The sequence below is a fragment of the Chitinolyticbacter meiyuanensis genome, from assembly GCF_008033135.1.
Lineage (GTDB): Bacteria > Pseudomonadota > Gammaproteobacteria > Burkholderiales > Chitinibacteraceae > Chitinolyticbacter > Chitinolyticbacter meiyuanensis.
Genome location: NZ_CP041335.1, coordinates 3656005 through 3668258, shown reverse-complemented (window position 1 = coordinate 3668258; position 12254 = coordinate 3656005). Strand labels below are relative to the sequence as shown.

General features: G+C 62.5%; 11 protein-coding genes. 8 read left to right on the top strand and 3 right to left on the bottom strand.

The genetic code is table 11. The features are described 5' to 3' along the window. Positions 1–150 precede the first annotated feature (150 nt). The 4 genes from carA (at position 151) to FLM21_RS17415 (ending at position 5602) form a co-directional block, all read left to right on the top strand. On the top strand, positions 151–1278 hold the full coding sequence (gene carA, locus FLM21_RS17430; protein WP_148716786.1) for a glutamine-hydrolyzing carbamoyl-phosphate synthase small subunit: 1128 nt from the start codon (positions 151–153) through the stop codon (positions 1276–1278). Positions 1279–1288: 10 nt separating this feature from the next. After that, positions 1289–4510, top strand: coding sequence for a carbamoyl-phosphate synthase large subunit (gene carB / locus FLM21_RS17425; protein WP_148716785.1), 3222 nt, complete (start codon positions 1289–1291; stop codon positions 4508–4510). A 124-nt stretch (positions 4511–4634) separates the two neighbouring features. Then, positions 4635–5117 carry a transcription elongation factor GreA gene (gene greA / locus FLM21_RS17420; RefSeq protein WP_148716784.1) on the top strand — a complete coding sequence of 161 codons (483 nt, stop codon included), beginning with the start codon at positions 4635–4637 and terminating at the stop codon, positions 5115–5117. Between the two features lie 50 nt (positions 5118–5167). Continuing rightward, a complete protein-coding gene (locus FLM21_RS17415; RefSeq protein ID WP_148716783.1) occupies positions 5168–5602 on the top strand; it encodes a DUF4149 domain-containing protein in 435 nt (144 codons plus the stop codon). A gap of 63 nt (positions 5603–5665) precedes the next feature. On the opposite strand, the gene FLM21_RS17410 is transcribed toward FLM21_RS17415, so the two are convergent. Then, positions 5666–5989 (bottom strand): YhbY family RNA-binding protein, encoded by a 324-nt coding sequence (locus FLM21_RS17410; RefSeq protein ID WP_187359965.1) that lies wholly within the window; start codon positions 5987–5989, stop codon positions 5666–5668. Between the two features lie 144 nt (positions 5990–6133). On the opposite strand from FLM21_RS17410, the gene FLM21_RS17405 reads away from it, so the two are divergent. The 4 genes from FLM21_RS17405 (at position 6134) to glmM (ending at position 11029) form a co-directional block, all read left to right on the top strand. Continuing rightward, positions 6134–6754, top strand: a complete 621-nt coding sequence (locus tag FLM21_RS17405; protein WP_148716782.1) for an RlmE family RNA methyltransferase — start codon at positions 6134–6136, stop codon at positions 6752–6754. Positions 6755–6806: 52 nt separating this feature from the next. Further along, entirely contained in the window at positions 6807–8717 is a 1911-nt protein-coding gene (gene ftsH / locus FLM21_RS17400; RefSeq protein ID WP_148716781.1) for an ATP-dependent zinc metalloprotease FtsH, read from the top strand. A gap of 64 nt (positions 8718–8781) precedes the next feature. Next, positions 8782–9606, top strand: coding sequence for a dihydropteroate synthase (gene folP / locus FLM21_RS17395; RefSeq protein ID WP_148716780.1), 825 nt, complete (start codon positions 8782–8784; stop codon positions 9604–9606). A 61-nt stretch (positions 9607–9667) separates the two neighbouring features. Further along, positions 9668–11029: a phosphoglucosamine mutase gene (gene glmM / locus FLM21_RS17390; protein ID WP_148716779.1), complete on the top strand. Its 1362-nt coding sequence runs from the start codon at positions 9668–9670 to the stop codon at positions 11027–11029. Positions 11030–11084: 55 nt separating this feature from the next. Here the strand turns inward: glmM and FLM21_RS20950 are convergent, their stop codons facing one another. Continuing rightward, positions 11085–11312 (bottom strand): thioredoxin family protein, encoded by a 228-nt coding sequence (locus FLM21_RS20950; protein ID WP_187359964.1) that lies wholly within the window; start codon positions 11310–11312, stop codon positions 11085–11087. Positions 11313–11465: 153 nt separating this feature from the next. After that, the gene (gene pstB, locus FLM21_RS17380; RefSeq protein ID WP_148716777.1) at positions 11466–12230 is read right to left on the bottom strand and encodes a phosphate ABC transporter ATP-binding protein PstB; all 765 of its coding nucleotides are present in this window, start codon (positions 12228–12230) and stop codon (positions 11466–11468) included. Positions 12231–12254 lie beyond the last annotated feature (24 nt).

The window sequence follows — 12254 nt, the reverse complement described above, 5'->3', positions numbered from 1 at the left end:
ATGCATTGCCGCTGGCGTTGAAAGAAAAGGCGTTTTGCGGTAACATCCCGGCAATTTTGCACAGCGAACGGGACCGGGGAGACCAGTCCCGTTTTTCTACGTGTACCCCCCGGAATTTGCATTGATGGGCGCAATGCCCAGGAGCCGCCAGTGTCCCAACCCGCCCTTTTAGCGCTTGCCGACGGCACCCTGTTTCACGGTATTTCGATCGGCGCCGATGGCGAAACGATCGGTGAGGTGGTCTTCAACACCTCGCTCACCGGTTATCAGGAAATCCTGACCGATCCTTCCTACAACCGCCAGCTCGTTACGCTGACCTATCCGCATATCGGCAACTACGGCGTGAACCCGGAAGATGCCGAGTCGCGTGCGGTGTTCGCCGCCGGCCTGATCATCCGTGATCTGCCGCGGCTGCACTCCAACTTCCGCGCCACCATGAGCCTGGGTGATTATCTCAAGGCCAACGGTATCGTCGGCATTGCCGATATCGATACCCGCAAGCTCACCCGCATCCTGCGCGAGAAGGGCGCCCAGCCCGGCTGTATCGTCGCCGGCAGCCAGATCGACGAGGCTGCCGCTGTCGAGAAGGCTCGCTCCTTCGGCTCCATGGCCGGCCAGGATCTGGCTAAGGTGGTGAGCGCTACCGACAAGCAGGAATGGACCACCGCCGAGTGGAAGCTCGGTATCGGTTACACCGTGCAGTCCAATCCGAAGTACCACGTCGTCGCCTACGACTTCGGCGTGAAGTCCAACATTTTGCGCATGCTGGCCGAGCGCGGCTGCAAGCTGACCGTGGTGCCGGCGCAGACCCCGGCCGCCGAGGTGCTGGCCCTCAATCCGGACGGCGTGTTCCTCTCCAACGGCCCGGGCGATCCGGAGCCGTGCGACTACGCGATCGCCGCCACGCGTGAATTCATCAGCCGCAAGCTGCCGACCTTCGGCATCTGTTTGGGCCACCAGATTTTGGGGCTCGCCACCGGTGGTGCCACCAGCAAGATGAAGTTCGGCCACCACGGCGCCAACCACCCGGTGCAGGACCTCGACACCCGCCATGTGATGATCACGTCGCAGAACCATGGCTTCCAGGTCGACGAAACCAGCCTGCCGGCCAATGTGCGCATCACCCACCGCTCGCTGTTCGACGGCACCGTACAGGGCATCGCGCTGACCGATGCACCGGCGTTCTCGTTCCAGGGCCACCCGGAAGCGAGCCCGGGGCCGCATGACGTGGCGTATCTCTTCGACAAGTTCATCGCCATGATGGCCGAGCGCAAGTAAGGGTTTAGCAATGCCGAAACGTACAGACATCAAGTCCATCCTCATCATCGGCGCCGGCCCCATCGTCATCGGCCAGGCGTGCGAGTTCGACTATTCCGGCGCCCAGGCCTGCAAGGCACTGCGCGAAGAGGGTTACAAGGTCATCCTGGTCAACAGCAATCCGGCCACGATCATGACCGACCCCAACATGGCCGACGTCACCTACATCGAGCCCATCACCTGGCAGGTGGTCGAGAAGATCATCGCCAAGGAGCGCCCGGATGTTGTACTGCCGACCATGGGTGGCCAGACTGCGCTCAACTGCGCGCTCGACCTGTGGCGCAACGGCGTACTCGACAAGTACAAGGTCGAGCTGATCGGCGCCACGCCCGAAGCCATCGACAAGGCCGAGGATCGCCAGAAGTTCAAGGCCGCGATGGACAAGATCGGCCTCGGTTCCGCCCGTTCGGCCATCGCCCACTCGCTGGAAGAGGCGCTGGCGGCGCAGGCCAACCTGGGCTTCCCGGCCATCATCCGCCCGTCGTTCACCATGGGCGGCTCGGGCGGTGGCATCGCCTACAACATCCAGGAATTCATCGAGATCTGCACCCGTGGTCTCGACCTCTCGCCGACCAAGGAGTTGCTGATCGAAGAATCGCTGCTCGGCTGGAAGGAGTACGAGATGGAAGTCGTGCGCGACCGCGCCGACAACTGCATCATCGTCTGCTCGATCGAGAACCTCGATCCGATGGGCGTGCATACCGGTGATTCGATCACCGTAGCGCCGGCGCAGACGCTGACCGACAAGGAATACCAGATCATGCGCAATGCCAGCCTGGCGGTGCTGCGCGAGATCGGCGTCGATACCGGCGGCTCCAACGTGCAGTTCTCGGTCAACCCGGTCGATGGCCGCATGATCGTGATCGAGATGAACCCGCGTGTGTCGCGCTCCTCCGCTTTGGCGTCCAAGGCCACCGGCTTCCCGATCGCCAAGGTCGCCGCCAAGCTGGCGGTGGGCTTCACGCTCGACGAACTGAAGAACGAGATCACCGGCGGCAAGACCCCGGCCTCGTTCGAGCCGTCGATCGACTACGTGGTCACCAAGGTGCCGCGCTTCGCCTTCGAGAAATTCCCGCAGGCCAACAACAAGCTGACCACGCAGATGAAGTCGGTCGGCGAGGTGATGGCGATCGGCCGCACGCTGCAGGAATCGTTGCAGAAGGCGCTGCGCGGCCTGGAAACTGGCATGTCGGGCTTCGACGAAGTGACGACTGATCGCCAGGCCATTGAATCCGAACTGGCCGCACCTGGCCCGGATCGCCTGTGGTTCGTCGCCGATGCGTTCCGCATCGGCCTCAGCCTCGACGAAGTGTTCAACCTCTCCAAGATCGACCCGTGGTTCCTCGCGCAGATCGAGGAGATCGTGCAGCTGGAAAACGGTTTGCGCGGCCGTACGGTCGAAAGCTTGGACAAGCCGGAAATGCGCGCATTGAAGCGCAAGGGCTTCTCCGACCGTCGTCTTGGTGCACTGCTTGGCGTTGACCAGAATGCCGTGCGCCGCCATCGCCATGGCCTGGGCGTGCGCCCGGTGTACAAGCGAGTCGATACCTGCGCCGCCGAATTTGCCACCGATACCGCCTACATGTACTCGACTTACGAGGACGAGTGCGAAGCCGCGCCGACCTCGAAGAAGAAGATCATGGTGCTGGGCGGCGGCCCGAACCGTATCGGCCAGGGGATCGAGTTCGACTACTGCTGCGTCCACGCCGCGCTCGCCCTGCGCGAAGACGGCTATGAAACCATCATGGTCAACTGCAACCCGGAAACCGTGTCGACCGATTACGACACCTCCGATCGCCTCTACTTCGAGCCGCTGACGCTGGAAGACGTGCTGGAGATCGTCGCTGTCGAACAGCCGGCCGGCGTGATCGTGCAGTACGGTGGCCAGACGCCGCTGAAGCTGGCCCGCGCGCTGGAAGCCAACGGCGTGCCCATCATCGGCACCAGCCCGGACATGATCGATGCCGCTGAGGATCGCGAGCGCTTCCAGAAGCTGCTGCAGGACCTGGGCCTGCGCCAGCCGCCGAACGCCACCGCCCGTACTGAGAAGGATGCGCTGGCGCTGGCCGCGCAGCTCGGCTATCCGCTGGTGGTGCGCCCGTCCTACGTGCTGGGCGGCCGTGCGATGCAGATCGTGCATAGCGAGGATGATCTTGCCCGCTACATGCGCGAAGCGGTGAAGGTATCGAACGACAGCCCGGTGCTGCTCGACCGCTTCCTCAATGACGCGATCGAAGTCGACGTCGATGCCATCAGTGACGGCAAGGACGTGTTGATCGGCGGCATCATGGAGCACATCGAGCAGGCTGGCGTGCACTCGGGTGATTCCGCCTGCTCGCTGCCGCCGTACTCGCTGAGCAAGGAATTGCAGGACGAGCTGCGTCGCCAGACCGTGGCCATGGCCCGGGCGCTCAATGTGATCGGCCTGATGAACGTGCAGTTCGCGATCCAGGGCCAGGGCGAGGCGGCTACCGTCTACGTGCTGGAAGTGAACCCGCGTGCCTCGCGTACCGTGCCGTACGTGTCCAAGGCCACCGGCCACTCGCTCGCCAAGGTTGCCGCGCGCTGCATGGCTGGCCAGAGCCTGGTCAGCCAGGGCGTGACCAGCGAGGTGATCCCGCCGTACTACTCGGTGAAGGAAGCGGTGTTCCCGTTCAACAAGTTCCCGGGCGTCGACACCATCCTCGGCCCCGAGATGAAGTCGACTGGCGAGGTGATGGGCGTGGGCGAGAGCTTTGCCGAAGCCTTCGTCAAGTCGCAGCTGGCGGCCGGTATCGTGCTGCCGAGCGCGGGCAACGTGTTCATCTCGGTGCGCGAGGGTGACAAGTCCGGCGCGATCGAGTGCGCGCGTATCCTGGCTGATCTGGGTTTCAAGGTGATCGCCACCAAGGGCACCGCGGCTGCGATCGCTGAAGCCGGCGTCGCCGTTACTCCGGTGAACAAGGTGACCGAGGGGCGTCCGCACATCGTTGACATGATCAAGAACGGCGAGATCGCCATGATCTTCAATACCGTCGATGAGCGTCGTCAGGCGATTCAGGACAGCTACTCGATCCGCCACGAGGCAATGAAGGCGCGCCTGCCGATCTATACCACCATCGCTGGTGCGCGCGCTGCCTGCGTTGGCATCCGCGATCTGGGCGAAATGCGCGTGTACGACGTGCAGGGCTTGCACCTGCAGCTCAAAGGCTGATAAGTTATCGGCCAGTCAGCCGCCGTCCCTTGGGACGGCGGCTGTGCTTTTGTCGCAAGGCCGATGCCCATAGATAGGGGCATGTGGTGATACATCGGGGCAAGATCGCCCCACGGAGAAAGCCATGATCAAGATCCCGCTGACCGTTGTCGGTGCGGAAAAGCTGAAGGTCGAGCTGCAGCGCCTGAAGAGCGTGGACCGCCCGGCCGTGATTGCCGCGATCGCCGAAGCGCGCTCACACGGCGATCTGTCGGAAAATGCCGAGTACGATGCCGCCAAGGAAAGACAGGGCTTTGTCGAGGGCCGGATCGCCGAGCTCGAAGGCAAACTGTCGAACTCGCAGGTCATCGATCCCAAGGAGCTTGCTGCCACCGCCGAAGGCCGTGTGGTGTTCGGTGCGACGGTCGAGCTCGAAGACCTCGAGGCAGGCAGCAAGGTGGCCTACCAGATCGTCGGCGACGACGAGGCCGATCTCAAGGACGGCAAGATTTCCGTGTCGAGCCCGATCGCCCGCGCATTGATCGGCAAGTACGCCGGCGATATCGCCGAAGTGGTGGCGCCAGGCGGCATCCGCGAATACGAAGTGCTGGACGTCCGTTACGTCTGAGGACGATGCGACCGCGCCCATGACGAGGCGCGGCGGCAGGGGGGAGGGGCATGGGGCAGGGGCTGAAGCACGTCTTTACCGTGTTGTGGATCGGCGGCATGTGGGTGATCGGCATCCTGGTCGCGCCGGTGCTGTTCAAGACGCTGGGCGGCAATGCCGCTGGGGCTGTGGCAGGGCAGCTGTTCCGTGCCATCGGCTGGATCGGCATCGTGGCCGGGCTCTACCTGTTTGTCTACCTGCTGTGGCTCGATGGCCTGCGTGCGTTCAAGGAGGCCAAGCTGTGGCTGGTGATCGGCATGCTGGTCTGTACGCTGGTCAACCAGTTCGCGGTGTTTCCCATCATTGCCGGCATCAAGCCGGGGATCTCGCATGCCGCCACCGGCATGTTCGGTGGCGGACTGGAACAGTGGCACACCATCTCTGCATTGATCTATCTGGTGCAGTCGGTGTTCGGCGCCTTCTACGTCTGGCGCGACGCGCGCTGATGGCGAGATAGAAAAAGGGCGGTTTGCACCGCCCTTTTTTGATTTCCCAGCCCAGTTTGTTGCTCAGCCAGCCTGTTTCTTCGACTTGGGCAGCGTGATGCGTGGCTTGTCGGTGCTGGATGCGCGATAGATGATCAGCAGCTTGCCCAGGTGCTGCACCGGGGCGGCGCCGAGCTCGTTGCAGATCTGCTCGAGGTATTGCTGGCGCAGTTCGCGATCGTCACCCAATACGCGGATCTTGATCAGCTGGTGGGCATCCAGGTTGACCGCGATTTCGCGGATCACCGCTTCGGTGAGACCATTGTTGCCGATCATCACGACCGGGTTGAGGCCGTGGGCGAGGCCGCGCAGGTATTGCCGCTCGACGGGCGACAGCTCGATTTTCATGATGTGTGATTCGATTACATTAAAACCTGATTTTACTCGACTTTCCCCGTTACCGGCTAACCTGCTGCCGCGGGGTCGAGGCGGGGTCTGGCAAGTATGCACGTGGCTTGTCCATTTTAGTTTTCACGCCTGAGGAATTTCGCAATGGCGCGCAGTAAATCGAGCAATGCCTGGCTCTCCGAGCACGTAAACGACCACTATGTGCATATGGCGCAGAAGGACGGCTATCGTGCCCGGGCAGCGTACAAGCTCCTGGAGATCAACGACAAGGACAAGCTGCTGAAGCCGGGCATCTGGGTGGCCGATCTTGGTGCCGCGCCGGGCAGCTGGTCGCAGGTAGCGGCACAACTGGTCGGCGAGCAGGGCCGGGTGTTTGCGCTCGATCTCCTGGAAATGGCCTTCATCCCTGGAGTGGAATTCATCCAGGGTGATTTCCGCGAGGATGCGGTGCTGGCGCAATACACGTCCTTGCTGGGTGACCGCGCGGTCGACCTTGTGATTTGCGACATGGCCCCCAATATCACAGGCAATGCGGTCACCGATCAGGCCCGCAGCATGCACCTGTGCGAGCTCGCCCTCGCGTTTGCGCAGGATCATTTGAAACCTGGCGGCCATTTTCTGGTCAAGGTATTCCAGGGCTACGGTTTCAACGAATACATGGCCGCGATGCGTGACACCTTCACCCAGGTGCAGAGCCGCAAACCCAAGGCATCGCGCGACCGCAGCTCTGAAATCTACCTGCTCGGCAAACAGAAGAAGGGTTGACCGGGTTAGAATGCTTTTGTGTCCGCGCGCTGCGCGAAGTAAGGAGTAGGCCGTGAACAATCTCGGCAAGAATATCGCGATCTGGTTGATCATCGGCCTTGTACTGATGACGGTGTTCCAGCAGATCACCGGCAAGGGCGAACCAGCGGGCCAGGTCCCCTATTCGCAGTTCATGCAGGATGTCGAGCAGGGCAGGGTGTCCGAGCTCGTGATCGAGGGCGACCTGCTGCGTGGCTATGTTATCCGCGGCAAGCGCGGTGATGGTCAGCAGTTCACCACGGTGGCGCCGTTCGACTTCCGCATGGTCGATACGCTGATCAAGCACAACGTGAAGTTCGCGTCCAAGGCTGCGGAAGAGCCCAACATGCTGATGAGCATCTTCATCAGCTGGTTCCCGATGATCCTGCTGATCGGCGTATGGATCTTCTTCATGCGGCAGATGCAGGGTGGCGGTCGTGGCGGTGCGTTCAGCTTCGGCAAGAGCCGCGCCAAGATGCTGGACGAGAGCAACAACGTCGTCACTTTTGCTGATGTGGCCGGTTGCGACGAAGCCAAGGAAGAAGTCACCGAAATCGTCGACTACCTGCGTGATCCGTCCAAGTATCAATCGCTGGGCGGCCGCATGCCGCGTGGCATCCTGATGGTGGGCTCGCCGGGTACTGGCAAGACCTTGCTGGCCAAAGCGATTGCCGGCGAAGCCAAGGTGCCGTTCTTCTCGATCTCCGGTTCGGACTTCGTCGAGATGTTCGTTGGTGTGGGCGCGGCGCGCGTGCGCGACATGTTCGAGAATGCCAAGAAGAACGCACCGTGCATCATCTTCATCGATGAAATCGATGCGGTCGGTCGCCAGCGTGGTGCCGGCCTGGGTGGTGGTAACGACGAGCGCGAGCAGACGCTGAACCAGATGCTGGTGGAGATGGATGGCTTCGAAGGTAACTCGGGCATCATCGTGATCGCCGCGACCAACCGTCCTGACGTGCTCGACCCCGCGCTGCTGCGCCCAGGCCGGTTCGATCGGCAAGTGGTGGTGCCGCTGCCGGATATCCGTGGCCGCGAGCAGATCCTCGGTGTGCACATGCGCAAGGTACCGATCTCCAACGACGTCGACGCCTCGGTGCTGGCACGCGGCACGCCAGGCATGTCCGGTGCCGACCTCGCCAACCTGGTGAACGAAGCCGCACTGTTCGCTGCGCGCCGCAACAAGCGCTTGGTCGACATGGATGACTTCGAGTCGGCCAAGGACAAGATTTACATGGGGCCGGAACGCCGCACCATGGTGATGACCGAGGACGAGCGTCGCGCCACGGCCTACCACGAGTCGGGCCACGCCGTGGTTGCCGAACTGCTGGAAGGCACGGACCCGGTACACAAGGTCACCATCATGCCGCGCGGTCGTGCGCTGGGTCTGACCTGGCAGCTGCCGGAGCGCGACAAGTTCTCGCTCTACAAGGACCAGATGCTGAACGAGATCACCATCCTGTTCGGTGGCCGTGTAGCCGAGGACCTGTTCGTTCACCGCATCTCGACGGGCGCGTCAAATGACTTCGAGCGTGCCACCCGCATGGCGCGCGACATGGTCACCCGCTATGGCATGAGCGACAAGATGGGGCCGATGGTCTACGGCGAAAACGACGGCGAGGTGTTCCTCGGCCGTTCGGTTACCACGCACAAGAATGTGTCCGAAGCGACGATGCAGCAGGTTGACGCTGAAATCCGCCGTATCATCGACGAACAGTACGCGCTGACGGAAAAGCTGCTGGAAGGCCATCGCGAGAAGGTCGAGAAGATGACCGCCGCGCTGATGGAATGGGAAACCATCGATCGCGATCAGGTGCGCGACATCATGGAAGGCCGTGATCCGCGTCCGCCCAAGTATCCGCCGCCACCGAAGGCGCCGTCCGGCAACGACAAGCCCAGTGGCGATGCCCCGACCGCGACGACCACGCCGGTGATCGAGGGCTGATTCCACCGAGTCCAACCGAGGCGGCCGCAAGGCCGCCTTTGTTTTTCCTGCAAGAGGAGAGTGCATGTACGCCTTGCAATGTGGCCGCTTCAGCCTGCCGCTCGATCGCCCGCGAATCATGGGCATCGTCAATGTCACACCCGATTCCTTCTCCGATGGTGGCCGTTACGATTCGGTTGCCAAGGCCGTGGCTCATGCCGAGCGCTTGGTGGCTGATGGCGCGGACCTGCTGGATATCGGCGGCGAGTCGACACGCCCGGGAGCCGCCCATGTCAGTGAGGATGAGGAGGTTGCGCGCGTGGTGCCGGTGCTGGCCGCATTGCAGAGTCTCAATGTGCCGCTGTCGGTGGATACCCGTCGCCCTGCGGTGATGCGGGCGGGGCTGGAGGTCGGCATCGACCTGATCAATGACGTCTCGGCGCTGGAAGGGGAGGGGGCGCTGTCGCTGGTCGCGGCCAGTGGCGCGGCGGTCTGCCTGATGCACAAGCGCGGCGAGCCGCAAACGATGCAGCACACCCCCGAGTATGCCGACGTGGTCGGCGAGGTCACTGCCTACTTGGCCAGGCGGCGTGATGCGGCGCTGAATGTCGGCATTGCCCGCGAGCGCATCGTGCTCGATCCCGGCTTTGGCTTCGGCAAGACGCTGGAACACAATGCTGCGCTGTTCCGAGCCTTGCCGGACATGATTCCGCAACTGGAATGCGCGATGCTGGTGGGCGTTTCGCGCAAGACCATGCTGGGCCAGATCACCGGTCGTCCGGTCGATGAGCGCATGCCGGCCAGCGTGGCGGCCGCCGTGGTCGCTGCTTTCGCCGGTGCGCATATTGTACGGGTGCATGACGTCAGGGAAACAAAGGATGCGCTGTCGGTGTGGTCCGCCTTAAAATAGCCGCCGAAAAACTTTCAACCGTATTTCAATCACGCTCAATTTGACAGGAGTCGCGCCGCTCATGGCTCGCAAATACTTTGGCACCGATGGTGTACGTGGTCTCGTCGGCGAGTACCCGATCACCCCCGATTTTGCGATGAAGCTGGGCTATGCTGCCGGCCGCGTGCTGGCCGCATCGGAAAAGCGGCAGAACGGTGAACATGCCGCGGTGCTGATCGGCAAGGACACCCGTGTGTCCGGCTACATGCTGGAAGCGGCGCTGCAGGCTGGCCTCAATGCCGCCGGCGTCGACGTGTTCCTCACCGGCCCGCTGCCGACGCCTGGCGTGGCCCATTTGACACGCGCATTGCGGCTGTCCGCAGGCGTGGTGATCTCTGCCTCGCACAACCCCTACTACGATAACGGGATCAAGTTCTTTGGCGCTGGTGGCAAGAAGCTCGACGACGAGGTCGAGGCGGCGATCGAGGATGCCATCGACGAGCCACAACCGTGCGTGTCGTCCAAGCACTTGGGCAAGTCGCGCCGCATGAATGACGCGGCTGGTCGCTATATCGAGTTTTGCAAGTCGACGTTCCCCAATGAATTGGACCTACGCGGCCTCAAGCTGGTGGTCGATTGCGCGCACGGCGCTACCTATCAGGTGGCACCGCAAGTGTTCCATGAGCTGGGTGCCGAGATCGTCACCATCGGCAATCAACCCAACGGCTTCAACATCAACGAGGAATGTGGCGCCACCCACGTCGATCTGCTACGCAAGACCGTGCTGGCGCAGGGTGCTGACTACGGCATTGCGCTTGACGGCGATGGTGACCGGCTGATCATGGTCGACGGCGATGGCTCGATCATCGACGGCGACATGCTGCTGTACGTGCTGGCGCGACACCGCCATTCGCGCGGCACGTTGGGCGGTGGCGTGATCGGTACGTTGATGACCAACCTTGGCGTGGAAAACGCGCTCAAGGCCCAGGGCATCGGCTTCGAGCGGGCCAAGGTTGGTGATCGCTATGTGCTGGAGCGGTTGCAGGCCAATGGCTGGCTGCTCGGTGGCGAAGGCTCCGGTCATTTGCTCAGCCTTGATCGCCATACCACCGGCGACGGCATCGTTTCCGCATTGCAGGTGCTGGAGGCGGTGATCGAGCAGGGTAGCAGCCTGTCGGCGCAGTCCGATTCACTTGCGCTATCGACCCAGGTGTTGAAGAACGTGCGTATCGCCAAGGGTTTCGACTTCAAGGCCTCCGGCGCGATTGCCGATTCGGTGACGCAGGCCGAAGGCGCGATGGGCAACGATGGCCGGGTACTGCTGCGGCCGTCCGGCACCGAGCCGGTAATCCGGGTGATGGTCGAGCACGTCGATGCCGGCGTGGCCCAGCAGTGGGCCGATCGCATTGCCGGTGTGGTCACCAGCGAAGCCAGTGCTGATTGACGAGAGCCCGCTCCAATGAAAAACGCCGCGATTGCGGCGTTTTTTAGGTTGCAGTTCAGTGCCGTTCCAGCCAGCCCAGGACTTCGGCTGGCGTCGGCACATGGCCGTAGCTGACGATATTGCCGTCGATGGCGAACTCCGGCGGGGCTGTACAGTGAACCGGAGTGAAGTCGCGCACGGTTTCCAGCTGGAAATCGGCACCGGCGGCTTTCAGCGTCTGGCGGACGACCACTTCGGCGCTGTGGCAGAGGGCGCTATTGGGCCCATACAAAGTGACGCGCATGATGTGCTCCTGCTGGTGATTCGACATCATGGCACCCGGTGCGGGTGTCGCTGAATACCATATGCCTTGGGCCGGGCGAGCGCACCTTTGGCCGACGAGTGCGCATGAAAAAGGCGGCCCCGCAGGGCCGCCTTGCCGGCAGGCGATCATCAATCAGCCGAACTTGCCGGTGATGTAGTCTTCGGTTGCCTTCTTCTGCGGCGTGGTGAAGATGCTGTCGGTCTCGCCGACTTCGATCAGCTCGCCCAGGTACATGTAGGCGGTGTAGTCGGAGACCCGTGCCGCCTGCTGCATGTTGTGGGTGACGATGGCGATGGTGTAGTCCTGCTTGAGCTCGTGCACCAGCTCCTCGATGTGCGCCGTGGAGATCGGATCGAGCGCGGAGGTCGGTTCATCGAGCAGCAGCACTTCCGGCTTCACCGCTACCGCGCGGGCGATGCACAGCCGTTGCTGCTGGCCGCCGGAGAGGCCGAGGCCGGACTGCTTCAGCTTGTCCTTCGCCTCGTTCCACAGCGCGGCCTTCTGCAGTGCCCATTCCACGCGGTCGTCCATTTCCGACTTCGACAGCGATTCGTACAGCTTCACGCCGAAGGCGATGTTGTCGTAGATCGACATGGGGAACGGCGTCGGCTTCTGGAACACCATGCCGACCTTGGCGCGCAGCATGTTGAGGTCGACATCGCTGTCGAGCAGGTTCTTGCCGTTCATGACGATCTGGCCCTCGGCGCGCAGCTTGGGGTAGAGGCCGTACATGCGGTTGAAGGTGCGCAGCAGCGTGGATTTGCCGCAGCCCGACGGGCCGATGAAAGCGGTGACCTTGCCTTCGTAGATGTCGAGGTTGATGTTCTTCAGCGCGTGGAAGTTGCCGTAGTAGAAGTCGAGTTTCTTGACGGCCAGTTTGGGATTGAGTGCGGTCATGATGTTCTCTTGATGTCGTAGGAT